This window comes from Segatella copri, from assembly GCF_019249765.2.
In the GTDB taxonomy this organism is placed as follows: domain Bacteria; phylum Bacteroidota; class Bacteroidia; order Bacteroidales; family Bacteroidaceae; genus Prevotella; species Prevotella copri_K.
The window spans coordinates 1655341-1681001 of record NZ_CP152484.1; the positions used below are offsets into that span (position 1 = coordinate 1655341).

General features: G+C 45.9%; 26 protein-coding genes and 1 pseudogene. 14 read left to right on the top strand and 13 right to left on the bottom strand.

Translation table 11 applies throughout. The features are described 5' to 3' along the window. Positions 1–113: 113 nt before the first annotated feature. Both KUA46_RS07465 and KUA46_RS07470 read left to right on the top strand, forming a co-directional pair. Positions 114–1499 (top strand): Y-family DNA polymerase, encoded by a 1386-nt coding sequence (locus KUA46_RS07465; protein ID WP_218486941.1) that lies wholly within the window; start codon positions 114–116, stop codon positions 1497–1499. Then, positions 1496–1954, top strand: coding sequence for a LexA family protein (locus KUA46_RS07470; protein ID WP_022122043.1), 459 nt, complete (start codon positions 1496–1498; stop codon positions 1952–1954). Before KUA46_RS07465 ends, KUA46_RS07470 begins: the two co-directional genes overlap by 4 nt. Before the next feature lie 109 nt (positions 1955–2063). Here the strand turns inward: KUA46_RS07470 and KUA46_RS07475 are convergent, their stop codons facing one another. The 3 genes from KUA46_RS07475 to KUA46_RS07485 all read right to left on the bottom strand — a co-directional run bounded on the left by KUA46_RS07475 (position 2064) and on the right by KUA46_RS07485 (position 6241). Continuing rightward, positions 2064–3371 (bottom strand): MFS transporter, encoded by a 1308-nt coding sequence (locus KUA46_RS07475; RefSeq protein WP_256625024.1) that lies wholly within the window; start codon positions 3369–3371, stop codon positions 2064–2066. A gap of 108 nt (positions 3372–3479) precedes the next feature. Next, positions 3480–4976, bottom strand: a complete 1497-nt coding sequence (locus tag KUA46_RS07480; RefSeq protein WP_218486940.1) for a mannitol dehydrogenase family protein — start codon at positions 4974–4976, stop codon at positions 3480–3482. Between the two features lie 260 nt (positions 4977–5236). After that, complete coding sequence (locus KUA46_RS07485; protein WP_022122046.1) at positions 5237–6241, bottom strand: LacI family DNA-binding transcriptional regulator; 1005 nt, start codon at positions 6239–6241, stop codon at positions 5237–5239. Positions 6242–6567: 326 nt separating this feature from the next. On the opposite strand from KUA46_RS07485, the gene KUA46_RS07490 reads away from it, so the two are divergent. After that, positions 6568–7941 carry an NAD(P)/FAD-dependent oxidoreductase gene (locus KUA46_RS07490; RefSeq protein WP_218486939.1) on the top strand — a complete coding sequence of 458 codons (1374 nt, stop codon included), beginning with the start codon at positions 6568–6570 and terminating at the stop codon, positions 7939–7941. A gap of 149 nt (positions 7942–8090) precedes the next feature. On the opposite strand, the gene KUA46_RS07495 is transcribed toward KUA46_RS07490, so the two are convergent. Beyond that, on the bottom strand, positions 8091–9098 hold the full coding sequence (locus KUA46_RS07495; RefSeq protein WP_117692317.1) for a LacI family DNA-binding transcriptional regulator: 1008 nt from the start codon (positions 9096–9098) through the stop codon (positions 8091–8093). A gap of 279 nt (positions 9099–9377) precedes the next feature. Here KUA46_RS07495 and KUA46_RS07500 point away from each other — a divergent pair, with 279 nt between their 5' ends. The 5 genes from KUA46_RS07500 to KUA46_RS07520 all read left to right on the top strand — a co-directional run bounded on the left by KUA46_RS07500 (position 9378) and on the right by KUA46_RS07520 (position 14283). Continuing rightward, complete coding sequence (locus KUA46_RS07500; RefSeq protein WP_217326842.1) at positions 9378–10772, top strand: MFS transporter; 1395 nt, start codon at positions 9378–9380, stop codon at positions 10770–10772. Positions 10773–10874: 102 nt separating this feature from the next. Continuing rightward, positions 10875–11924, top strand: a complete 1050-nt coding sequence (locus KUA46_RS07505) for a zinc-dependent alcohol dehydrogenase (protein ID WP_117692312.1) — start codon at positions 10875–10877, stop codon at positions 11922–11924. Positions 11925–12093: 169 nt separating this feature from the next. Next, the gene (locus KUA46_RS07510; protein ID WP_218486938.1) at positions 12094–12978 is read left to right on the top strand and encodes a carbohydrate kinase family protein; all 885 of its coding nucleotides are present in this window, start codon (positions 12094–12096) and stop codon (positions 12976–12978) included. A gap of 123 nt (positions 12979–13101) precedes the next feature. Next, positions 13102–13836 carry a hypothetical protein gene (locus tag KUA46_RS07515; protein WP_218486937.1) on the top strand — a complete coding sequence of 245 codons (735 nt, stop codon included), beginning with the start codon at positions 13102–13104 and terminating at the stop codon, positions 13834–13836. 57 nt (positions 13837–13893) lie between these two features. After that, entirely contained in the window at positions 13894–14283 is a 390-nt protein-coding gene (locus KUA46_RS07520) for a VOC family protein (protein ID WP_153090545.1), read from the top strand. A gap of 178 nt (positions 14284–14461) precedes the next feature. Here the strand turns inward: KUA46_RS07520 and KUA46_RS07525 are convergent, their stop codons facing one another. The 3 genes from KUA46_RS07525 to KUA46_RS07535 form a co-directional block, all read right to left on the bottom strand. Next, entirely contained in the window at positions 14462–14794 is a 333-nt protein-coding gene (locus tag KUA46_RS07525; RefSeq protein WP_006847452.1) for a cupin domain-containing protein, read from the bottom strand. Between the two features lie 64 nt (positions 14795–14858). Then, on the bottom strand, positions 14859–15407 hold the full coding sequence (locus tag KUA46_RS07530; RefSeq protein WP_153092099.1) for an NUDIX hydrolase: 549 nt from the start codon (positions 15405–15407) through the stop codon (positions 14859–14861). A gap of 84 nt (positions 15408–15491) precedes the next feature. Further along, a complete protein-coding gene (locus KUA46_RS07535; protein WP_228114973.1) occupies positions 15492–16925 on the bottom strand; it encodes a glycoside hydrolase family 28 protein in 1434 nt (477 codons plus the stop codon). A 256-nt stretch (positions 16926–17181) separates the two neighbouring features. Between KUA46_RS07535 and KUA46_RS07540 the strand changes: the two genes are divergently transcribed. Next, complete coding sequence (locus KUA46_RS07540; protein WP_218486936.1) at positions 17182–17652, top strand: GAF domain-containing protein; 471 nt, start codon at positions 17182–17184, stop codon at positions 17650–17652. Positions 17653–17656: 4 nt separating this feature from the next. On the opposite strand, the gene KUA46_RS07545 is transcribed toward KUA46_RS07540, so the two are convergent. Further along, positions 17657–18496, bottom strand: a complete 840-nt coding sequence (locus KUA46_RS07545) for a phospholipase/carboxylesterase (protein WP_022120867.1) — start codon at positions 18494–18496, stop codon at positions 17657–17659. Positions 18497–18762: 266 nt separating this feature from the next. On the opposite strand from KUA46_RS07545, the gene KUA46_RS07550 reads away from it, so the two are divergent. The 4 genes from KUA46_RS07550 to KUA46_RS07565 are packed head-to-tail and all read left to right on the top strand — an operon-like array spanning position 18763 to position 20611. Continuing rightward, positions 18763–19224, top strand: coding sequence for a peroxiredoxin (locus KUA46_RS07550; RefSeq protein WP_217326839.1), 462 nt, complete (start codon positions 18763–18765; stop codon positions 19222–19224). A 9-nt stretch (positions 19225–19233) separates the two neighbouring features. After that, positions 19234–19785 carry a sugar O-acetyltransferase gene (locus KUA46_RS07555; protein ID WP_218486935.1) on the top strand — a complete coding sequence of 184 codons (552 nt, stop codon included), beginning with the start codon at positions 19234–19236 and terminating at the stop codon, positions 19783–19785. Positions 19786–19810: 25 nt separating this feature from the next. Continuing rightward, entirely contained in the window at positions 19811–20074 is a 264-nt protein-coding gene (locus KUA46_RS07560) for a GlsB/YeaQ/YmgE family stress response membrane protein (protein ID WP_006847444.1), read from the top strand. A 27-nt stretch (positions 20075–20101) separates the two neighbouring features. Further along, entirely contained in the window at positions 20102–20611 is a 510-nt protein-coding gene (locus KUA46_RS07565; protein WP_254364729.1) for an HD domain-containing protein, read from the top strand. A 93-nt stretch (positions 20612–20704) separates the two neighbouring features. Here the strand turns inward: KUA46_RS07565 and KUA46_RS07570 are convergent, their stop codons facing one another. Both KUA46_RS07570 and KUA46_RS07575 read right to left on the bottom strand, forming a co-directional pair. Continuing rightward, positions 20705–21247, bottom strand: a complete 543-nt coding sequence (locus tag KUA46_RS07570) for a beta-class carbonic anhydrase (protein ID WP_117587733.1) — start codon at positions 21245–21247, stop codon at positions 20705–20707. Positions 21248–21284: 37 nt separating this feature from the next. Continuing rightward, complete coding sequence (locus KUA46_RS07575; RefSeq protein ID WP_153139586.1) at positions 21285–22007, bottom strand: phosphatase; 723 nt, start codon at positions 22005–22007, stop codon at positions 21285–21287. A 160-nt stretch (positions 22008–22167) separates the two neighbouring features. Here KUA46_RS07575 and KUA46_RS07580 point away from each other — a divergent pair, with 160 nt between their 5' ends. Further along, complete coding sequence (locus KUA46_RS07580) at positions 22168–22920, top strand: YaaA family protein (RefSeq protein WP_153139588.1); 753 nt, start codon at positions 22168–22170, stop codon at positions 22918–22920. Positions 22921–23423: 503 nt separating this feature from the next. On the opposite strand, the gene KUA46_RS07585 is transcribed toward KUA46_RS07580, so the two are convergent. From KUA46_RS07585 to KUA46_RS07595, 3 genes and pseudogenes are all read right to left on the bottom strand, one after another. Beyond that, the gene (locus tag KUA46_RS07585) at positions 23424–24086 is read right to left on the bottom strand and encodes a hypothetical protein (RefSeq protein WP_117727869.1); all 663 of its coding nucleotides are present in this window, start codon (positions 24084–24086) and stop codon (positions 23424–23426) included. Between the two features lie 303 nt (positions 24087–24389). Further along, the gene (locus tag KUA46_RS07590) at positions 24390–24734 is read right to left on the bottom strand and encodes a HigA family addiction module antitoxin (protein ID WP_218486934.1); all 345 of its coding nucleotides are present in this window, start codon (positions 24732–24734) and stop codon (positions 24390–24392) included. A 437-nt stretch (positions 24735–25171) separates the two neighbouring features. Then, a pseudogene (locus tag KUA46_RS07595) lies at positions 25172–25458 on the bottom strand (AAA family ATPase); the annotation flags it as partial. Positions 25459–25661 lie beyond the last annotated feature (203 nt).

The window sequence follows — 25661 nt, forward strand, 5'->3', positions numbered from 1 at the left end:
TCACGAAACGGCAAAAAAACTTGAATGAAAAACTATCGTTTCGGATTATTTTTTGTATTTTTGCACATCAAACCAGGATTTCTGGTGAGAACAAGAGGTGTTAATGATAAGATATGATAGGACTGGCAGACTGCAACAACTTCTACTGTTCGTGCGAGCGAGTGTTTCGCCCCGACCTGACAGGAAAGCCCGTGGTTGTATTGAGCAACAACGACGGGTGCGTCATCGCACGCTCTGAAGAAGCCAAGGCATTGGGCTATAAGATGGGCGACCCCTTCTATCAGGTGAAGGAAAAACTGGAGGCTGAAGGAGTGGCTATCTTCTCGAGCAACTATACGCTCTACGGTTCGCTCTCCAACCGCGTGATGTCGATGCTATCCCATTATTCCCCACGCATCGACCAATACTCTATCGATGAGAGTTTCTTCGAGGCAGACGAATCAATGGCGAAAGTTTTCTTTCGGGAGCATGCGGAAGACCATCCTACTTTGTTCAATAAAATGACAATAGACGAGCTATCAGAAAAGCCCGATAGCCTGCTCCATCGCTATGGCTCCAAAATATCGGCAGATGTACTTCGGGCTGTTGGGATCCCGATATCCGTAGGCATTGCAGAAACGAAGACATTGGCGAAAATCGGCTCTAAATTCGCCAAGAAATACAAGGGCTTCCAAGGCTGCTGCCTCATCGACACGGATGAACGGAGACACAAGGCGCTGTCTCTCTTCCCCGTAGAAGATGTATGGGGAATAGGCAGACAGATAGCCCGAAAGCTCGATTATATGGGCATTAGGACCGCCGCTCAGTTTGCCGACAAGAAAGAAAGTTGGGTCCGCAGCCATTTCAATATCACCACCCTAAGAACATGGAAAGAACTGAATGGCGAAAGCTGCATCAGCATCGAGGAATTGCCGCAGAAGAAGAGCATCTGCACCAGCAGAAGTTTTGCCAACGAGGGCATTACCGACAAAAATGTGATAGAAGAAGCCGTGGCTAATTTCGCTGTACGTTGTACAGAAAAATTAAGGAGACAAGGTAGCGTATGTCAGGGCATCACGGTGTTCGCATGGACTTCCCGTTTTAACGAGCATGTGCCTGAATACACCATCCACGATTCCCTCACCCTGCCCATCGCCACCAATGCGCAGGAAGAGATAGTAGGTGCCGCCCTCAGTATTCTCCGGGCTAAATACCCGAAACCGATGGCAGACAGCAGGCCCGATCGCTCCGACATGTCGTTTCACTTCAAGAAAGCTGGCGTTATCCTGTGGCAAATCTCACCCGACCATCCTCGCCAGCAAGACCTCTTCGACACCATCGACCGGAGCAAGCAAAAAAAGCTGATGGAGGCTATCGACGCCATCAACCGGAAGAATGGTTATGGCACCATACGCCAGGCCATACAAGGCACAGACTGCCGATTCGACCTGAAACGCGAGTACATGTCGAAGCAGTTTACCACGAACATCCATGATATTCTGAAAGTAAAAACAAGATGAATAAGAATAACGATAACAAGATAAAACTGACATTTCACCCTGCGGAATTCGGAGCCAAGATGCCTATTCCGCTGGCAGAGCAAAGCGTAAAAGCAGGCTTCCCTTCGCCGGCACAAGACTATATGGAGGGAGAGATAGACCTCAACGATATTCTGGTTCGCCATCGTGAGGCCACCTTCTACGTGCGCATATCTGGCGACAGTATGCAGGATGCAGGCATTCTGGACGGTGATCTCGCTGTAGTTGACCGTCAGATAGAACCCTCAAACGGCAATTTCGTAATAGCCTTCGTAGATGGCGAATTCACCATCAAGCAATTCAAGATGGATGAGAGCGGCACCTTCGGCTGGCTCATCCCATGGAACAAGAACTTCTCCCCTATCCGGGTAGATGAAACCAACCGCTTCATGATTTGGGGCGTGGTTACCTATGTGATTCATCAGATTGCGGAATGATTCATCTGATTGCGGAATAACTCTTAAAAATAAAAAACTCGGGATGCTTCTAACCTGAAACATCCCGAGTTTTTGATATTCTTCTTAATTTATGTCTTACTATTGCCTTTTATGCCTCCTGCTTCTTATACCCCACAAGTCCGTACCAGAGGATAACGAACTCGCAGAAGAGAGGAACGAACCAGGTGAACTGCCACGAACCGATATAATCGGCAAGCAAACCCTGAAGCACAGGGAATACTGCACCACCGAAAACACCCATCATAAACACGCCCGAAGCCTTGGAAGTATATTCCTTCAAGCCATCAACAGCCAGTGTAAAGATGCAACTCCACATCACACTATGGAACAATCCCACAGCAGCCATCAGCCAGAGATTCTCGGTAAACATGGAAACAGACATCAATACGATTGCCACCACCGTAACGGTGATGAGCATAGGGCGAGGTGCCACGTTCTTCAAACCGGCAGAAACCATTCTGCCAATCATGAATCCACCCCAATAGAGTGTGGCAAGAAGGGCTAGAGAAAAATCGTAACCATGCCCCATCAAATCCATTGCATGGAGATTCATATTGTTGCCGATTCCCACCTCGGTTCCCACATAGAAGAAGATGGTAATCACACCATATTTCAAATGGCGGAACGACCAGATGCTGCGTTTCTTCGCATTTCTGGAATCATCAGAAGGAGTTGTCTTTCCTTCAGATTCCACATTTTGAGTCTCCTCTCTCGTACCCTCAATGTCTGGAAGATTCGCCTTGGAAGTGCTCCATGTTGTAAAGGCAATGATGAGCATCATTACCAGGAATGGAATGGTGAGCTGGTCGGCAGAAACACAATCCAGGGACACACCTGCAAACATCACGCCCGTTACGAAGAATGGAGCGATGGTAGTTCCGAAAGAATTCACCGCACAGGTGAAGTTCATGCGCTGCACCGGTTGGGTTCCCGGCAAAGGATAGGCAGCAATGTAAGGATTGATCACCACCTGAAGCATTGCCGCTGACGTACCCATCAGATAAGATCCGAAAAGGAAAACGAAATATCCGAATGGTACGAAATCCTGCGAGAGATGCACGCCTGCCCCACCCCAATATTCAGCAATCAGCGCCGAAGCAAGATAGAAAGCGAGACCCAGCACCATTACCAGCATCGAACGGATGAGCGTCTTCTTATAGCCCACTTTGTTGAGCAAGCGTCCCGTCTGCGCACTATTGAGCAGATAGCCCAGGAAGAAAGCGAAGGAGATGAGCGTTGCCAGGGAGTTCTTGGTAGTGGTAACCTCCGAGAGGAAAGCTATCTTCAAGGGGCCCTGACACTGACCGTTGACGGTAGTAAGGAAGCCCACTATAAAATAGATGAATGTCAGGAGTAGAAATGGTCCTGCACTCCTAAGCGTTATCGATTGTTTCATGTTTATCTAGGTTTAAATGAGAGAAAGTTACGCTATCGTCAGGTGTTTCGACGAATTAAACAATCCATAAAAACACCTGACTCTTATTTTCAAGAGTTTCTCTCTATATTACAAGATTTCATCTTCCAAAACCTTCATGGCACCCTTTGCCTTGATGTCTTCTACCATCTTCAAGTAAAGCTCTACGAAATGAGGAGCTGCCTTGAGATCAGTACTTGTAAAGGCTGAAATGCCGAGAAAATCGAGCGCATCATCGCTATCGATGGCCTTATGGTCATCAACGGTAAGCCATGGATCTGCCACTTCGAATGCATCACCATTGTCATCTACCTGATACTTCAGATAATGACGGTAAGCAGCAAAGAGGTAAGCCACACGCTTGAACTCCACATTCTGGCGCTTGCCAGAAGCATCATCAGCAATCATCTTCTCCAGGTTCGGCATTACGTAAACCGGGAACTTGCTGGCACCATCGAAGCAGAGACGAGCCACCTGGTCGCTGACCATGCGGTTGCCGAAGCGCTCAACCAGGCACTGCTTGTATGCCTCGAGATCAGTATCCTTTGGAGCTGGCACGTAAGGAGTAATGTCATCGTCCATGAAGGCACGTACAAACTTACGGATTCTCTCATCGTGCATGGCTGCATCTACCTTGCGGTAACCGCCGAGGAAAGATGGATAAGAGAGCAATGTATGTGAAGCATTCAAGAGAGAAAGCTTCATATTCTCGAAGGCAGTCACATCGTCGGTCATCTGAGCGCCCACGGTTTCCCATGCTGGGCGACCGGCTGCAAAATTATCCTCTACTACCCACTGGATGAAATCCTCGCAATAAACAGGAGCCTCATCGCAAGTGCCGTTCTGAGCATTCAGTCGCTCGATGTCGGCAGGACGGGTAGCTGGAGTAATGCGGTCAACCATTGAGTTAGGGAAGGTAACGTTCTCCTCCATCCAGGCAGCGAGTTCCTTGTCCTGAGCTCCCACGAAAGTCATGAAAGCCTTGCGGGCTGTATTGCCATTGTGCTGCAGATTATCGCAGGAAAGGATAGTGATAGGACCATTGCCTGCTGCCTTGCGGCGGCGCAATCCCTCGGCTACATATCCGAAGGCTGTAACCGGCTTGGCTGGATTCTCGATATCGTGAGCCACCTGCGCATTGTCGAGCATGAATTCGCCACTCTGACGTGAAATGTTGTATCCGCCCTCGGTGATAGTGAGGGTGATGATTTTGATATCCTTAGACGCAATCTTGTTCAGAATCTGTTCCTGCTCCTCAATGCCCCAATAGAGTTCAACGAGCGCACCCAACTGATAAACCTGGATGCTGTCATCACGTCCACATACGGTAAGGGTGTATTCACCGTCCTGCTTCTTCAGGGCATGGTAGAGACGTTCATCACCAGGGAGTATCATTGCTCCACAGATGCCCCAGTTCTGCTGGGTATTGTTCTCGAGGAGCTTATTGGTCATAAACTCCAGGTGAGCACGATGGAAGTTACCTACTCCGAAGTGCAGGATACCTGCCTTTACCAAACTGCGGTTATAAGCATAACCTTTTACTACCTGAGCTGCATTTGCTGCGTTTGCATTCACTAAATTTGCCATAATTCTTTTATTGTTAGCTGTAAATATTAATTGTTTATTCATTTTTGGGGAAGCAAGTAGCCGAGGAGTTTCCTCAGCTATCTTATCTCCCGTTTCCGATGGCAAAGATATTGCGTTTTTTCGAGATAAAAAGATGTTTTTTTCGAAAAAAACTTGCAAACGTTCCCGCAAACGTTCCCAATTTCTGCAAACGTTTTAAATACTTTCAGGCGATTACCGGGAACCACTTTCTAGGGATTACCGGAAACCACGAAGTTTGATTATTCTCCCGTAGATTCTCTACATTTCATCGTGGTCTTCAGCACCACCTGTCTATCTTCCATCTCCGGATTATTGATTTTCTCCATCACCAGTTCTGCCGCCTTTCTGCCCATCTCCTCCAACGGAGGCTCCATAGTAGTAATCTGAGGAGATACGATGGTAGATAGTTCGGTACCCGAAAAACCAGCCACGAAAATCTCTTCCGGCACCCGTCTACCCAAGGCACGGAGTCGATTCTGCGCACCTATCGCCAAAGTATCAGTAAAGGCGAAGACGGCATCAAATTCCACCTTATTATATATAAGACGGTCGATGGCATCAGCTCCATTCTTGAAGGTCATTCCCGTCTTTACAATCAGCTCCGGGTCGAAAAGATGAAATTTCTCCATCGCCTCACGATAACCCAAGCCTCGCTGATAGGCATTATAAATGTCGTCGGGTCCCTGCAGATAGACGATGCGCTTCCTGCCCAGGCGAATCAGATGCTCCACCATGAAATAAGAATCTACATTATCATCCACCATCACCTGCGGCATTTTCAATCCGTATGGAATGCGGTCGTAGAAGACTATCGCCATACCATCTGCTGCCAACTGCTGATACATTTCGATATTCTTGCGGTAGCTGCAGAGGCTCACAATCAGACCATCCACCATAAACTGCTCCATCATCTTCAGGTTCTCCAACTCCCGCTCCGGTTTCTCATCGCTCTCGGCAATCATCACCTTCTGGTTCTTCTTGTAAAGTACCTCCTGTATTCCGTTAATCACCTGCGAAGCATAAGGAGTATGCATCTCCGGCACGATGACACCAATGGTGTTCGTACGCCCCATCTTCAGGTTCATCGCCACCGGATTGCGCTTGTAGCCGAGTCGTTTTGCCTCCTCAATCACCATCTCGCGCGTCTCCTTGCGAATGTTCTTGTCATCCGTCAACGCCCTGGAAACGGTAGAAACCGAGATGCAGAGCGAACGGGCTATATCCTTAATTGTTACATGTTTCATCATGATGTTTTTATAAAAATTCGTTCGTCTTTTAAAATTGTCGATGCAAATATACAACTTTTCCTTTAAACCGACAACATTTCTCAAAAAAAGTGCTCATAAAATGCTATCTGAATATTACATTTTACAACTTCATTTTCCTGAATCTAAAAAGAGAACGATTGCAACAATCTTCAATCCCATATTTCTACCCATCTTCCTTTGCCACATCATCAAAATGTTGTACCTTTGCAATCGAATTTTCAGCAAGAACCAGGCATTACGCCTTATAGAGAACAGAATTTTCAGCAAATATATGTAATTAATATGTAAAAACAGCAGTAGTTATGAGCATTAATATCAAGAGAAATCAGTTGAAGAGAGTTGTGATTGTAGGTGGTGGACTCGGTGGTCTTCGTTTGGCAGAAGACCTCTGCAATTCAAACCTGCAGGTGGTGTTGATTGACAAGAACAACTTCCATCAGTTCCCTCCGCTTATCTATCAGATAGCTTCGGCAGGTATCGACCCAAGTTCCATCTCCTTCCCTTTCCGCCAGATTTTCCGCAAGCGCAAGAACTTCTACTTCCGCATGGCAGAAGCAAGAGCCGTGTTCCCAGACAAGAAGATTCTGCAGACTTCCATCGGTAAGATCGAGTACGATTACCTGGTATTCGCAGCAGGAACCACCACCAATTTCTATGGCAATGCCAACATCGAGAAATGGGCGATTCCGATGAAGACCGTTTCTGAGGCAATGGGATTGCGCAACGCTGTGCTGAGTAACCTGGAGCGTGCATTGACCTGTGCTACGGAAGCAGAGCGACAGGAACTGCTGAACGTGGTCATTGTAGGCGGTGGTGCTACAGGTGTGGAGATAGCCGGAGCCCTCTCTGAAATGAAGCGCTACGTGATTCCTTATGATTATCCTGATATGGACTCATCTCTGATGCACATCTATCTTCTGGAAGCGGGCGACAGACTGCTCGCCGGTATGTCAAAGGACTCTTCTAAGAAAGCATACGAATTCCTTACCAGTATGGGTGTGGATGTACAGTTTGGCAAGATGGTAACCGACTACAAGGACCACAAGGTTCTGATGAAGGACGGTCAGGAGATTCCTACCCGTACCTTCCTCTGGGTATCAGGTGTAAAGGCACAGCCTATCACGGGTATTGATGGCGACCATCTGGGCCGTGGTTTCCGAATCGTAGTAGATGAATTCAACCGCATCCCTGGCATGGACGGTCTCTTTGCCATCGGCGACCAGTGTATCCAGACCACAGACCCAGCTTATCCTGGCGGTCATCCACAGTTGGCTCAGGTAGCCATTCAGCAGGCAGCACTCCTGGCTAAGAATATCCAGAAGATTGCCGAGGGAGCCACTGATTCCCAGCTCAAGCCTTTCCGCTACAAGAACCTGGGTTCTATGGCTACCATCGGAAGACACAAGGCTGTGGTAGAGCTTGGCAAGTTCCACAGCCAGGGCTTCTTTGCCTGGGTATTGTGGCTGGTAGTTCACCTCCGCTCTATCCTTGGCGTAAAGAACAAGGTAATGGTAATGCTCAACTGGCTCTGGAAGTACGTGAGCTACAACGATTCTATCCGAATGATTACCTACGCCACCAAACCTAAGGAGGTGCGCGACCGTTTGAAGCGTGAACAGACCACTCACCTCGGCACCGACTTGCTGGAGAATGAAGAAGAGGAAGAGGAAGCTTAAGATAAGGCGATAGATTAAGTTTAAAAGCTTAAGATAAAGAGATAGAAAACGGGTGTATCATCTATATTATTGAATGATACACCCGTTTCTTTTATTACTGTTTTCTGAAACAGCTTCTTTTATGCAGATTCCTGAAGGCGATATCTTTATTAAGTAGATTCCCTTATCACGGTTTCACCTCTCAATGCAATTTCCTCTATCCTTCTATAACCATCGGCAATATGCTCCAGCAGCAGTCGGCAACTTTCCTGCGCCATTTTCTCAATAGGCTGCTCCACTACCGTCAACTGAGGATGAACCAAGGTAGCCAAGGCTGTGCCCGACATGCAGCAAAGTGCCACATCCTCCGGAATGCGCAAGCCACGCTTCTGGATAGCACTCTTGGCTCCCAATACGGCAGTCTCCGTAAAGCCAAAGACCGCATCAAAGGGCACATTCTTCTCCAGGAAACGCTCCATCACCCAACTACCCTCTTCAGCCGACAAGGCTGGCGACAAGACATCCTGCGCCTGATACTCTATATGAAACTTTTCCAGCGCATCCCGATAGCCCCTCAATCGTTCATAGCTGTTTCGGATATAAGCAGGTCCCGGGATATGAATAATATGCTTATACCCCTTGCGCAACAAAGCCTCCACCATGAAAAACGACATGATGTAATCGTCCATGTGCACCTGTGAAGCCTTTACCTTCTCCACCGTTCTATCGAAAAACACGATGGGAATGCCCCTCTCTATCACCTTATTATATAGGTCCACATTATGCTCCTTATCGCATGCACTCATCAGGATGCCATCCACACGCAGCTGCTCCATCATCAGAATGTTCTCTCTCTCCTGCTCAGGATTCTCGTTAGAGATGGCAATCATCACCTTATACCCCTGCTTGCGCAAGATGGCTTGAGCTTCATTGATAAAGGTCATATAGAAAGTGGTGACGATTTCGGGAATGATGATGCCGATGTTATGAGTACTCTGCTGGCGAAAGTTCACAGCCAGTTCGTTGCGATGATAGCCCATCCGCTCGGCAGTTGCCAATATCTTCTGCAAGGTTTCCGCCTTCACATTACCCGTATCTCCCGAAAGAGCACGCGAAACGGTGGACTTGGAAATCCCCAGTTCCCTTGCAATATCCATGATGGTTACATATTTTGCCATATCTCTTTTTCTTTCTTGTTAAATGCGTCCGCAAAGATACTTATTTTCCATGAAAGCAACAACAAAAAACTGAGAAATCTTTTTGGGAACGGTTGCGGAAAATGGGAACGGTTGCGGGAACGGTTGCGAAAAAAGAGTCGATTTTTTTCTTGTTTTTCCAGCAAAATCGTTCTATCTTTGCAACGTGAAAAGGAAAAACGATATTTCAAATCGCTCCATTCCTTCGCAAGAAAAAGAATAAACAACATTAAGTATCACAATCAAACCTAAAAAAAGGATATGGAACAAGATTCTAAATTTCAAGCGAACTGTTCGCTAGAGAACAATTCACAGGGAAAGGTTCCCTTCATCAGTAAGCTCGCCTATGGCATGGGCGATGTGGGCTGCAACTTCAGTTGGATGTTCGTGGGCAACTTCCTCATGATTTTCTACACCGATGTGTTCGGAATCAGCATGAGTGCCGTAGCAACCCTGATGCTTGTTTCCCGATTCTGGGATGCCATCAACGACCCCATCATCGGCACACTTACCGACAAGACCCACACCCGATGGGGACGATTCCGCCCATGGCTGCTCTTCGGAGCTCCTATCACGGCACTGGTACTGATACTCACCTTCTGGGCACATCCGGAATGGAGCCAGACCGCCAAAATTATCTATATGGCAGTAACCTACTGCATCCTGGTGCTGGGATATACCTGCGTGAACCTGCCTTACGGCACACTCTGCGGAGCCATGACACAAGACATTGATGAGAGAGCCAAGCTCAACACCAGCCGTTCGGTGAGTGCCATGATGGCCATCGGAGTAATCAACATCGTAACCGTTCCGCTCATCAGCTGGTTTGGCGCAGGCGATACCAAATATGGTTATCTGGCTGTGGCTGTACTCTACGGCATCATCTTCGCTGCCTGCCATCTGTTCTGCTTCCACAAGACCAAGGAAGTGGTAGAAGTTCCTGTGGGACAGAAGCTCCCATTAAAGGTGCAGCTTCGCTCCGTGATGAAGAACAAGCCCTATCTGCTCGCCCTCTTAGGGCAGTTGCTCTTCGGTTTCATCCACTACGGACGCAACGCCGACATGCTCTACTATTTCACTTATGTAGAAGGTTCGGCAACGCTCTTCTCCTACTATTCCATGGCCATCATCGTGCCAAGCATCATAGGTGCAGCCTGCTTCCCTCTGGTATTCAGAAAAACGGGCAACAAGGGTTTCACGGCAGCCATCTTCGCTTTCCTCACCGGTATTACGATGATAGGTCTGTACTTCTTCAGCCCTAACGGCAGCGCCATCATGTTCTATCTGTTCTCTGCTTTGTCATGGTTCTTCTTCTCAGGCTTCAATACAGCCATCTATGCCATCATCCCCGACTGTGTGGAGTATGGCGAGTGGAAGACGGGCATCAGAAACGACGGATTCCAATACGCCTTCATCTCGCTGGGCAACAAGATAGGAATGGCACTCGGCACATCGCTCCTCGCCATTGCTCTGGGCAATGCAGGATACGTAAGCAACGCCATGCAGAATCCAGAAGTATTGAGCATCATGCACCACGCCTTCAGCACCATTCCTGGAGTATTGTGGATTATCACCGCAGGATGTCTCTGCTTCTACAAGCTCAACAAGAAGCAATACAAGCAGATCATGACCGATCTGGAGAATAAGAAGAAATAAAAAAGAGCCCACTTAAAAAGTGGGTTCAGAAAAGAATACAAAGATAAAACGGGATCTTTTATCCCACCAACATAACAATAACAATTTCAAAACATTATAATTATGAGACAGGCAATATTGGTAGAACCAAAGCATATCGAATTCAAGGAAGTAGCAGAACCAAAGGCAGCAGACTTAACTGCTCATCAGGTTCTCGTCAACATCAAGCGCATCGGCATCTGCGGTAGCGAGATTCACTCGTACCACGGTCTTCACCCAGCTACCTTCTACCCAGTGGTTCAGGGACATGAGTACTCAGGAGTGGTTATGGCTGTAGGCAGCGAAGTTACCGTCTGCAAACCTGGCGACCACATCACCGCTCGCCCACAGTTGGTTTGCGGCAAGTGCAACCCTTGCAAGCGCGGACAGTATAATGTTTGTGAGCACCTGCGTGTTCAGGCTTTCCAGGCAGATGGTGCAGCACAGGATTTCTTTGTAGTAGATGACGACCGTGTGGCTAAGTTGCCGGAAGGCATGAGCCTCGACTATGGTGCCATGATTGAGCCTTCAGCCGTTGGTGCCCATGCCAGCAACCGCACCGATGTGAAGGGTAAGAATGTAGTAGTGAGCGGTGCAGGAACCATCGGCAACCTCATAGCCCAGTTCTGCATTGCCCGTGGCGCCAAGAATGTACTCATTACCGATGTAAGCGACCTTCGCCTGGCTAAGGCTCGCGAATGCGGCATCAAGCACACCCTCAACATCACCAAGAAGACCTTGAAGGAGGCTGCCCAGGAACTTTTCGGTGAGGAAGGCTATCAAGTAGGTTTCGAGGTAGCAGGTGTAGAAGTTTCCATCCGTTCGCTGATGGAGACCATCGAGAAAGGTAGCGACATCGTGGTTGTGGCAGTCTTTGCCAAGGACCCAGCCCTCAGCATGTTCTATCTGGGCGAGCATGAGTTGAGACTCATCGGTTCAATGATGTATCGCCACGAAGATTATCTCACAGCCATCGATTACGTAAGCAAGGGCATCGTCAACCTCAAGCCACTCGTAAGCAACCGCTTCGCCTTCGAAGAATACGATGATGCCTACAAGTTTATCGACACTCATCGCGAAACCAGCATGAAGGTTCTCATCGATTTCGAACAGAAACCTGGAGAGAAGAAGTAAAGAGATAGAAGAGAAGAAACATACTGCAAACGATTGCAGAAATTGGAAACGATTGCGGGAACGTTTGCAGAAAGTTTAGATGATTTTTCTTTGTGAAGGTAGCTGAAAAATGCTACCTTTGCAACAGAAATCAAGTAACATCTCTAACATTCTTAAAGTAAAAATGACAATGGAAAAGAAACAATCAGTGATAGGTATCGGCGAGGCACTCTTCGATGTGCTTCCTGAAGGAAAGAAGCTAGGTGGCGCTCCAGCCAACTTTGCTTACCATGTTTCGCAGTTCGGACTCAATAGCTGTGCGGTCAGCGCAATGGGCGATGATGAGTTGGGCAAGGAACTGGAGAAGGAACTCAACGATCACCATCTCAACTATCAGATAGACAAGGTAGCCTACCCTACAGGCACCGTCCAGGTTTCACTCGATGCCAACGGCATTCCTTGCTACGACATCAAGGAGGGAGCAGCCTGGGACAACATTCCTTACACCCCAGCCCTGGAGGATTTGGCAAAGAACTGCACCGCAGCCTGCTTCGGTTCACTGGCTCAGCGCAATGAGGTTTCCCGTAACACTATCTACCGCTTCCTCGACCACATGCCTGAGGGAGAAGGAATCCTCAAAATCTTCGATATCAATCTCCGTCAAGGCTTCTATACCAAGGAGATTATCACCGAGAGCATCAAGCGATGTAACATCCTCAAGATCAACGACGAGGAATTGATCACCGTAAGCCGCATCTTCGGCTATCCGGGCATCGACTTGGAGAATAAATGCTGGCTCCTCTTGGGCAAGTACAATCTGAAGATGCTCATTCTTACCTGCGGCGTAAACGGCAGCTATGTATTCACCCCTGGCGAGGTTTCGTTTATCGAGACACCGAATGTGGAAGTGGCAGACACAGTGGGTGCCGGTGATTCATTCACAGGCGCATTCGTGGCAAGCATCTTGAAGGGTAAGAGCGTAAAGGAAGCTCATGAATTGGCAGTAAAGGTTTCGGCATTCGTCTGTACACAGAATGGAGCCATGCCGGTCTTGCCTAAGGAATTTACAAGATAAGCCCTTATTTGCCCAAATTATATGCAAATTATAATTATCTGTAATATATGGTTTAAGTAATTAGTTAACGTTTATAAGGTTCATAGTTAGTTAGGTTCAAAAAGTTTATTTTGTAGTAAAACCATGAAAAGAATTGTAGTTATTGTTTTGATGATGGCTGCTTGCCTGGGAAATGCCCAGGCACAGCTCCATCTGAAAGCCAACGTGCAGAACAATCATCTGTGGCGTGGCATGGAAGTTTCCGACGGCATCGTCCTCCTCACCGACCTGAGCTATACGATGGCAAATGACCACGTTACCGTGGGACTTTGGGGTGGCTGTAACTCGGAAGGCTCCTACAAGGAGTTTAACCATTATCTGAATCTGAAGGCTGGCGGTTGGGGATTCGCCCTGTGGGACACCTACAACTTCTCCCCTGGTGCCACCTATAATAATAAGGAATACTGGAACTACTCTGCCCATACCACGGGCCGATTTCTCGATGCTACATTGAGCTACCGGTTTCAGGACGAGAAGTTTCCACTGCTCCTGAGCTGGTCAACGGTAGTCTTCGGACGCGACCGCAACAGCGATAATACCAAGCAGAAATATTCCACCTTCGCCTATGCGGAATACCCTATCTACCAGAAGGATGGCTGGAAGGTTGATGCAGGAGTAGGTGGAGCCTTTGCCCTGAACAGAGCTGGCGAGGATGCCCACTTCTTCGGAACCACGGCAGGCATCGTTCACGTATCGCTGCAAGCCACCCACGACCTCAAGCTCGGCAACTACACCGTTCCGGTTTATGCCAAGGGCATGTGGAATCCGCAGAGCAACGAGAGTTATTTCCAGATTGGAGCAGAAATCATCCGCTTCTAAATCTTCAAAAAAACACAGAAAGTTTTATCATAACAATCATCTAAACACAAATTCATTATGAAGATTAAAGATTTTACAACAGGCGTGCAGCATATCGGCATTCCTACCAACGACATCAACAAGACCATTGAGTTTTATCATGCCCTGGGCTTCGAAACAGCCCTCCGCACAGTGAACGGCACCGAGGAAGTAGCCTTCCTCCAGCTCCACAATCTCATCATCGAGACCTATCAGAACCACCAGGCAAAGATGGAATATGGAGCCATCGACCACATCGCCATCGATGTAAAGAACATAGACGATCTCTTCCTGGTAGTGAAGGAAGCTGGCACCTTCAAGATGCTGGATCAGCAGGTAAATGGTCTTCCATTCTGGGAGAACGGCGTAAAGTTCTTCACCATCGAAGGTCCAAACAAGGAGAAAATCGAGTTCTGCGAGAAACTATAATCAGCAGCATATTCTTTTAGATAAAAAACAGATGACTATAGCAACATAAGAGAGAGAGAGATAAGAATGACGAAAGTCCAGCTTGGAGCCTTTTTATAAGAGGCATCCGAGTTGGACTTTCTTTTTTCATTTTCCTCAGGAGGAACATGATGTGATTTTCCCTGATACTCCAGGGATATTAATGATGCTCAGGCACAATGGCGAGATACACCAGATCATGATCTGTGAGATTCTCCATATAATGAGCATGGTTCATAGGACAATAATGCACCTGTCCCTGGCGAACCTCTTCTACGGCATCATCATAATGGAAAGTAGCAGTGCCGCTTACCACATAGATAATCTCGCAGTTGCCCTCATGAGTATGAAGACCAGTTGATGCACCCGGACGCAAGGTAGAATACATAATCTTCACCTTGTCATCCACATAGTTACGAGTATCGAGTTTACCCTGTCCACCCTTGAAGCCCTCCAAGTGAGCCTCAGCAATCTTTTCGAAATCTATTACCATCTTTATAATGTTTATTGTTTAATGTCTAATATTTACTTGGCTTTTATAAATGAAGCCCTGCAGCTTACTTTGCTTTCGCAAAATACTTCCATAGCGGAGCCGCCATCAGGCTTTGCCAGATTTCTCCCTTCTCCAGCATTTCCATCACTTCATCCCTGGAGAAGAGGCGAACCTCGATATCCTCAGCCTGGTCAAGATGCTGAACATCCATGCGCTCCACATCCGTAGCCAGATAGCAATGGGTAAGATTGGTATGCGTACTTGGGTTGGCTGAAATCGTCATCCACTTCTGCCAGTTTCCGCCACCGAACCCAGTCTCTTCCATCAGCTCTCGCTTGGCAGCCACCATCGGGTCCTCGCCCTTCTCTATCACTCCTGCGCAGAGTTCATTCACCGTCTTACCTATCGCATAGCGATACTGGCGAACGAAGACGAACTCTCCCTCCTTCGTAATGGCGATGGTGTTCACCCAATCGGGATATTCCAGCACGTAATATTCATCGATAATGGCTCCCGTAGGCAATTCCACCTTATCCACTCGTGCCGTGAGCCATGGCTTCTCTATCAGATATTTCTGCGAGAGCGTCTTCCATTTCATATCTTTATCAGCCATTTTCTTACTTCATTTAAAAAACTGGATTTTCTTTATTTTAATTGATGGTGCAAAAGTACGAAAAAAGATTGAAAAACAAATAACTTACTTGTTATTTCTTTCGAAAACTTTATCCTTTGGAGTATCCTGGGTAGGAGTTCCCACCTTGCCGCCTATGCTGCATTCACCCATGTTCACACCCAGCACATTCTCGAAGCTGATGCCTGTCTTAGCATTTTTTACTTCAATCTTGTCGAATGAAACATTAGTAACAGGCTTAGCCTCTGTACCCTGCAAAACCAAGGCTGCAGCACTCACGTTGTTACACTTCAAACCATCCACGAAGATATTCTTCACGGTAGAGAAATGATGGTTTGTCTGTCCCTCACCTGCATAACGGCTGGTTACGTAGAAGAGATCCTCCACATCACCAAACGTACAGTTTTTTACAAATACATTCTCCACAAAACCGCCACGATCAGGATTGGTCTTGATAAAGATTCCACGCTTGCAATAGCCAGCATAATCACAGTTCTCTACGATTACGTTTCTTACACCAGAAGACATTTCGCTGCCGATAACCACCGCATGCAAGCCCTTGAAATGACAGTTGCGGATGATGATGTTCTCTGATGGCATCTTGGCATTCCAGCCATCATTGTCACGTCCGCTCTTAATTGCCACGTTGTCGTCACCATTATTAAAAGCAATGCCCTCTATCAGGATGTTTCGGGAACACTCTGGATCAAGACCGTCGTTATTGATAAGCTTGGCATCATATCGCAAATTACGACAGATGATATTCTCACTTTTCAAGAGATGGATGCACCAGAATGGAGAATTGGTGATCTTCACGCCTTCCAGGGTAATTCCCTGGCAGTTGTAGAGCTGAACGAGCTGAGGACGAAGCCAGTAGCCATCTCCAAACTTGCGCTCACTTACAGGCACTTCCTCGTGATTCATCTTGCGGCTCAACTGCTGCGCTTTCTTCTGATTAGGCTTCCACTTGGCAAAGGTAGTCATGGCGTTGCCGTCGATGGTTCCCTCGCCAATGATAGAAACATTCTTACAGCCATAGGCATAGATGAGAGGAGAATAGTTGTAGAGGAAAGTTCCCTCCCAACTGGTATTAACGATAGGATAGTACTTCTCTTCTGGCGCAAACTTCAGGGTAGCTCCCTTCTGCAGTTCCAGACAGATATTGCTTGCCAGTACGATAGGTCCCTTAATATAATAGGTACCCGCAGGCACCACAATCTTGGCACCCTTCATCGCCGAAGCCTTCTTGATGGCCTTGGCAAAAGCTGCGCGACAATCGGTCTTACCATCGTTCTTGGCTCCAAAGTTCTTAATCTGTAATGATTTCGCTGCAATCTTTGCACCAGAAATATGGTTCAAGATACTGTCACGAAGAGTGACTCTTCGCTGCTCAATGGCAGTAGCAACCAAAGTATTCCCTCCTGCTACCTGAGCATTTCCCTGAAGGCTGTTGAATGTACAAAGGCAAGTCATAGCCATTAAAATAGTTTTTGTATTCATTATAGTTTGTTTTTATGATTTCGATTGCAAAATTAATAAAAAAACGCCAGATAACATAGAAAAAGACCTGAAAAATATCTTGTTTAAGTCAGGCTAACCTATTCTTAGCCCCTAATTTTAGAAGGTTTGATTCATTCTTAGCCCCTAATTTTAGAAGATTTAACCCATTCTAAGTCCCTAATTTTAGAAAAAACAGTATCTTTGCAAGGCATAAAAATCATTCGCATAAAGGGATTTAATCAAATAAAAAGACATCATGGCAGAACATCTTATTATAAAAGGAGAAACGAAGGAGGAACTTTACGCCACGCTCCTCCCTCAGCTCAAGTCGCTCATAGAGGGCGAAAGCGACATCATCGCCAATATGGCGAATATTTCAGCATGCATCATGGACACCTTCCACTTCTGGTGGGTGGGCTTCTACCGGGTCATCGACGGAACTCTTGTGCTGGGTCCTTTCCAGGGACCGCTGGCCTGCACCCGCATCAAAAGGGGCAAGGGAGTTTGCGGCACAGCTTGGAACAAGGCGGAAACCATCGTGGTAGAAGATGTAGAGAAATTTCCGGGGCATATTGCCTGCAGCAGCGCCTCCCGTTCGGAGATTGTAGTGCCTGTTATCAGGAATGGTGAGGTAATCGCCGTACTGGATATTGACAGCGAACACCTCAGCACCTTCGATGATATTGATAAGAATTGGCTGGGGAAGGTAGCAGAACTGTTCACCTGATTCCTTAATATTCATTTCCCTCTTGCTTGATCACACTCGGACCATCGATGAGTTCTGGCTGAGGGGCATTTCGGTTCACATCACCATATGCTCTGCCCAGATCGCTCATCGTAATACTGATGTTGCGGTTCACGGGTCTGTCTTTATTTAATAGACTGTGCGAAAAGAGCCACTGATAGGTTTTCTTCAGATAAAACACGCGGGCAGGGGTACCGTGATTGGCACCCTTCCACCAGTCGTATATCAATCGGGTATCCTTGCCATCCTTCACAAGTTTATCTACCACCACCTTCGATTGCTTTACCGGTACTGCCCTATCTGCTGTGCCATGGATAATCCAGAAAGGCAAATCGCCCAATCCACTCACATCCTTATACGAACAGCCGCCACACAGCGCCATGCCGGCAGCTATCCTGTCGGGATAAGTGGCGCAGACATCCATGGTACCATAACCGCCCAAGCTCATGCCCAAGACATAAACCCTATTAGAATCGCATGGGTAATTCTTCTTCACCCAGTCTAGCATATCCATGATTTTCTTCGGATTCCAAGCTCCTCCCGGATTCTGCGGAACGATGGTCAGCGCATCGATATCGCGCCCCTTGACGATGGCATCAAGCGGTCCGTATCTTCTCACCTTATTCAGATTCTTGCCGCAAAGACTGGCACCATGCAGAAAGATGATGACCGGTGTCTGCTCTTGCGAATAAAAATAATCTACTGGCGTATAAACCCAGAAGTTGTAACCTCCCGGAATCTCATCTTTCACAGCTCGCAGAAAGTCGTAAGCCGACATGCTGCATACGGAAAGACAGAATAATATAAACAAAAATATCTTCTTCATTTTCTTCCTTTTTTACCTGTTTAGTATCACGTTCCCTGTTTCATACCATGAACGTTCATCACACAAAAGTAAGTAAATATCAGCATATTACCAAATATCCTCCCTATATTTTTCTTTTTTTATCCAAAAGAAAGATTCGTTTAAACTTCCAGGTAGAAAGATAAACAACGATTATTTGTGTTAAAAATCATAAGAATCACATCGGTTCGCATTATTTTTATTATCTTTGCATCATAACAAGACATATAATTAATAAATATAGAATTATGAATATAGGAGATAAAATACCAGAGATTCTTGGCATTGACCAGGACGGACGTGAGATAAAGGCAAGCGACTACCGTGGTCGCAAGATAGTGCTCTACAGTTATCCGAAGGCTAACACCAGCGGATGCACTGCCGAGGCTTGCTCCCTGCAAGCACATAAGGAGGAACTGGCTGCAGCCGGTTACGAGATTATCGGCGTGAGCAAGGACAAACAGGCTTTGCAGAAGAAGTTTGCCGAAGCCAAGGGTTTACAGTTCCCTCTTATTGCCGATACCGAGACCACCCTTTTGCAGGAACTCGGCTGCTGGGGCGAGAAGGTAACCTGCGGCAGAAAGACCATCGGAATCCTCCGCACCACCTATCTTGTCAACGAAGAAGGCGTCATTGAGAAGATCTTCACTCCTAAAGAGATCAAAACCAAGATTCATGCAGAGCAGATTCTGGATTATATCCATCAATAGAGAACAAAGATGACAGAATTTGAAAAAATGAGAAACAGCGAGCTCTATGATTTCAGCAACAAGGAAGGCATGAAAAGCATAGAGCACGCCAACCGTCTCTGCTGCCGCCTGCAGACGCTAACCCTGTTTGATGAAGACTATCGAACCATTATCGAAGAACTGATTCCTGGCATTCCAGCTTCAGCCACCATCTGTCCACCCTTCCACTGCGACCATGGTCACGGCATCAAGGTGGGTGAGAATGTATTCATCAACTATGGCGCCACGATGCTCGATGAAGGCTGGATTACCATCGGCAACCGCACCCTGATAGGTCCGAACTGCCAGCTGGTAACCCCTAACCACCCCATCAATTATATGGAACGACGCAAGCCAGAAGAAACAGGCTTCCCCATCACCATTGGCGAGGATTGCTGGCTGGGCGCAGGAGTCATCGTCTGCCCTGGAGTAACCATCGGCAACCGCTGCGTAATCGGTGCCGGCAGCGTAGTGGTCAAGGATATTCCTGATGACTCCATGGCTGTGGGAAATCCGGCAAGAGTTATCAGAAAGTTCAGATAACAAGAAAAAATAAAATCAAAAGAGTATGTTAGAACACATTGCAGATTTCACAGCGTGGCCAATCCTTACGGGAATTTTCATTGGCTATATTGCCAACCGCATCATGAGCGGCGAAGGCAAAGGATGTTGTATGAATCTCTTCATAGGTATTGTAGGCAGTTATGCCGGTGCCATCATCAGCAGTCTGCTGAACATTGAGTTGTTTGGCAAGGGTTATCTTACCAATTTCATCTTCTGTGTCATTGGTGCCATAGCGGTATTGTGGATTTGGAAGAAACTCTTCGATTAGTATTCTTTTTATTGGTTAAAACATAAAATGATGACAAACAAGGAATTGATACTCGCCCAACTGATGAGGGCGATGATAAAATATGATGGTGGCGATGCGCCTCGCATCCAGCATTTCGTAAAGGTGCACGACTTTGCCCGTATGATTGCGATAGCAGAGGGAATGAACGAGGAAGACCTCTTCGTGCTCGAAGCAGCAGCCATTCTTCACGATGTAGGCATTCACGTTTCAGAAGCCAGATACGGCAACTGCGATGGCAAGCACCAGGAAGAACTGGGTCCTGACGAGGCAAGAAAAGTACTGTCAGAAGTAGATGGATTCACAGCCGCACAGATAGAAAGAATCTGCTGGCTCATTGCCCATCATCATACTTATAAGGATGTAACCAGCCTCGACCACCGCATTCTGCTCGAAGCAGATTTCCTGGTGAATTCCTTCGAAGACCATCTTGCTCTTGAAGGCATCATCACCTTCCGCAATCATGTCTTCCGCTCGGAATCAGCAATCAGTATGCTGAATGATATGTGGGGGCTGTAACGAAAGCTACTTTCTTGGAAAGAGCATCATAGAGGGAAGGTGAAAGTACAACAAACTGCTGTTATGTATTTTAATTAAAATAATACCTTTATTCTATTTTACTTCTGTCAGTTTGCCCGTCTGTGAGTCAATAATATAGCCATGAAGATTGACGTCTTTTGGTACGAGAGGGTGTGTACGGATCGTATTGATGGTATTCCTTACAGAATCCTCTGTGTCGTGGAATCCCTCCAGCCAATGGTCGAGGTCAATACCGCAAAGCCCGATGGTATCGATAACATTCTGATGGATGCCACGTTTGAGCATCAATTTCTTCATCTGCTGTCCGTTCATGTGGCATGCACCGCAGTTGGAGTGGGCAATGACCATGATTTCCTCTACACCCAATTCGTAGATGGCTACAAGGAGACTACGCATGGCTGAGTCGAAAGGACTGATAACCAGTCCACCGGCGTTCTTGATGAGCTTGGCATCCCCGTTCTTCAGGCCCAAAGCTGCTGGCAGAAGCTCAGTGAGGCGGGTGTCCATACAGGAAAGAATGGCAAGTTTCTTGTCTGGATATTTACTCGTAAGATACTTTTCGTAAGCCTTACTGGCTACAAAGTTTTCATTATACTTGATGATTTCTTCTATAATCATAGTCATGTAAATTGAAATGTGAAACTAAATTTTCCTATTTCTCAGGGGTTGGCTTGAGGTAAGCCATGAATTTCTCTGGCTGATAGTTGAGAACCAGCTCATCCGGGAACTCTGCTTTTTCTACCAGTGGCATAATGTTGCTGTAGTCGGCAATCATCGTAGAGAAGTGGGCATCACTTCCGAAGATGACTGGAGTTTCATACTTCTTGGCAAGTTCCAGCAGTTCCAGATTATTGGGAGCAGCCACCGTCTTGTGGCGGATGGGAGCCATGGAATGGTTGTTGATTTCAAGCAAGGTATGCGTCTCCCTGGAAACTTTCATGAGTTCCTCGAAATCCAGTTCTGCCGTACCATCGCCGGGATGAGAGATAATCTGCACGAAGGGATTGCGCATGGCATTGATGACACCCTGCGTATTCTCCTCCTTACTTCCTCCCTGCCAACAAAGGCTATGGATGCCTGCTATTCGGATATCCAGCATACGCCAGTAATCCTCGTCGAGATCGATATCTCCCTTCGTATTGAGGATGTTGAGTTCTGCTCCAAGCATCAATTTGATTCCATAGAGCTGGCGTGGAACACAATGAAGGTTTCTGAAATAGATAGGATCACAGGTACCCGGGATATTGGGACCGTGCTCTGTGATTCCCAAGATATCCAACCCTTTCTCCTTTGCTGTCAAGGTCATTTCCTGCAAACTGCTGAAGGCATGACCTGATGCTATTGTATGTGTATGAACGTCTAATAATGTTTTCATGGGGCAAAGGTAACAAATATTTATAGATTACACAAGAAAAAGTACTATATAATACTCGTTTTATAAAAAATTTTAATTTTATGGGATTTTTCTTGGCTATTTAGCATTGTATATTGATTTTTTTTTATCTTTGCAAGTACAATTCAAAAGATTGATTATTATGCAGATATTATTGGCAAATGCCAAAATCATGTTTGAGAAGGCAGACAGGAAGCCTATCTCCGTGCCACTATTCCAATCAGTTGCCAATGACTTGGCCAAAGAAATGGCAATGATGAATGTAGAGGAATTGGCTAAGCAACTGGATTGCAGCAGCAAGATTGCAATGACGAACTGGAAGCGATATCATGATTTTATGGCAACCGAAAAGATGCCTGCTATCCTGGCTTACAATGGTCAGGCATACAAACATTTGCGTGCCAGTTCTTTGAGCGAGGAGTCGTTAGAGTATGCCCAGAAACATCTCTGGATTACCTGCTTCCTTTATGGATTGCTTCGACCGTTGGATGGCATTGTACCTTATCGTATGGAGCATTGCGTATCGCTCGAAGCTACAAACGACAAGCCTATCAATCAGTTCTGGAAAGACAAACTGACAGATGTTCTCATCGATAGTGTGAAAGCTGATGATGGTATACTCATCCATCTTTCTACAGAGGAATATGAACATCTGTTCGATTGGAAGAGAGTCTGTCAGGAGATAAAGGTCATTCAGCCACTCTTTTATGTCCGCCAGAAAGACGGCAGATTGAAGATGCAGGCTGTATGGGCTAAATCTTGCCGTGGAGCCATGGTGAGATATATCTTGAATAATCAGCTTCTTACTCCAGAGGAACTGGCAGGCTTCAGTTACGAAGGTTTTGAATATGCGCCAGAATTAGGAGAAGCTGCTTTTCCTCATTTCGTTCGTTGAAATAGAACAAAAGCAAACGAACGTTATAAAAGGAAGATACTGTATGTTTGGATTGAATAAGAGCACCCAATATATCATAGAAGTATCATCATTTTACGATTGTACAACTAAAAAGTGTATAGTTGTACGACTAAAGAGGTTATAGCTGTACAACTATAGGGTATACAGTTGTACAACTAAACAGGTTATAGCTGTACGACTAAAAGGTGTTGTCACTAGGCTCAGCAGAGGTGCTGACTGCAGTCAGCAGACCTGCTGACTAGGCTCGGCAGAGCTGCTGAGCCTAGTGGCAATGTCTGAGAAGGTATATGCTTGTACTCTAAAAGACGCTTGTTCTGACTCCAGGAAACGCTTCTTTTAACTCTCGGATACGCATCCTTCAACGAGAAGAGACGCTTCATTCAAGTTAAGGAGACGCTTCATTCAACGAGAAGAGACGCTTCATTCAAGTTAAGGAAACGATTCCGTCAACCTAAAGAGCCGTTTCAACAACTACGTCATAGTTACTCCTTCTTCCACAAACGATAGAGCGTTATAGGACCTTCCTTGGTAGCATACATTCTGGCAGCCGGTTCCTCACAGAGATCATTCAACACCTTATTGGCATGATAGCGGGTGACACCGAATTCACGAATCATATCCTTCACCGTGATATAACCCTGCTGCTGACAAATCTCTACAATATCAGCAAACTCCTTATCCGCCTCTTTTGGAGTAGATTTCACACTCCAATACTGTCGGCTGCAACCATTAGAGTGGCGCTTCAGCCTCTCCAAAAACTCCTTCGTGGGCTGAATTTCCAAGCCGCAGATATCCACCTCATTGGCTGGAATCAGATCCCCCTCATGATAGGTCCTTTTCCATTCGATTCCATTCTTGTCCTTATGCTTCACCATCCCCAGCTTAGGCTTGACGATAAACATATCGCCTACCCTCACCTCGTTGCCATCCGCCAGGGCGTAAAGCGTTTCATCCTCCAGCGTTTCCAATGCGGAGATAAAGGACGAAACGTTCATCGCACAATGATCGCGAACACGCTTTTCCATCTTCTCCCTGTCAACGACATCCTGTTTCACGAACATCGGATGTATCTGATACTTACCGCTTTCGTCCTTCAAGGGCGTGCGATGCTCCAAATAATTGATTGAACCTGTTGCTCTAGCCATATTCTTAGTTTTTTTGATCCTTTAAAAGATTATGCGCAAAAATACTGATTATTAGTGAGATAAGCAATTATTTTATGTTAACTTTGTTAAAAGATAGAGTTATAAATGGGTGTTTTGTGATAAAAGATAGAGTTATCAGACTCTTTACATTATGATTATCTGTGTAAAAAATCAAATCAGCAAGTATACCAGAAGTCTTAAGACGTTGATATACTTGCTGATTATATTATCCCAAGCAACGAGACAAGTAGCCAATGCAACAAGTTACAAAATCTATATTATCACTATTCATATCTTCTGTTTTTACAAGGCTGCAGCCACCCTTCTTACTTTTGCCAATCTCGCCATAAAAGTAGAATCATTTTTAGTAGATTGCAGATTATATCTCATCTGCATTTTCAACAAAGGCTCAGCATTCACTCCAAGTGCAGCCTCAAAGAGCAGGGCCGTTTTTTCCGTTACTGGGCGACGAGCATTCAGAATTTCGTTCAGGGCAGAATAAGCAATCCCCATTTCCTCCGCCAACTGGCGCTGAGAGATTCCACGGTATTCTATCTCATCCTTCAGAACATCCCCTGGATGCGTAGGAAAAGCTGGAGTCATCTCGTTTGCTCGCATTTCCTTTGTTGTTTTATTATCGTTGCTCATAACTATATTATTTATAATGGTTGGATGTTGCAAAGATAATATTTAAATTCGATATTCACAAATTTTGTGAAGGAAACTTTTGCTAAACAACTATAATTGTGATTGTCTATGTTAAAAATCATAAGAACACCTCATTTCTCATTATTTTTTATTACCTTTGCTCCATATAACAATTTAAAACAAAGGATATGAGCACATCAACTAATGCGATTACTCCCGATTTGCAAGCGAAGCTTGACAAAGCGAGAGAAGAAATTCATAGTGGACAATGTATCACATTGAAGTCGCATGATGATATTGACAATTATTTTGCGAGTTTATGATTTATACAATCATTACTTCCAGGAGTGCAGAAGATGTCATCAAGAAATGGAAGAAATCCAATCCAAAGCTATTCAAAAAATACAAAAAAATCTATCATGAACTGGTAGATCACCCAAGAACAATACCTGGTAAATTCCTTGCAGGGATGTAGGATGCTGCCCTATCCACAAACTACCGAAGAGTTTTTCGAAACTCTCCTTCTGATTACAGTCATAGTAAGAGTAGAGCATACTGAGAAACAGGCTTTTTCTAAAACGACGGGGACGGACGAAGAAGAGATTGCGAGGCTGCTTCTCCAGCTCTGCAAAAACATCGTCTTATCGACATAATATAGATTCTGACTCATCACCGTGGCAAAATCAGATACTCCGTATGGTACTTGTTTTACTTGCTGTTTCATCATGCAATGAAATTTAACCAGTTTACATGTGTAAAGTTACGGCTTTATTTTGAAACGACCAAAGTTTTCACTGCTTTTTTGTTCAAATAAAAATCCCTGCCATAGGAAGCCTTTCCTACAGCAGGGATTTTTCTATTGGGAATCATCAAGAATGACGAAGCCATCAATCCTTAACTATTATTAACTATCAATTATCAGTTCGT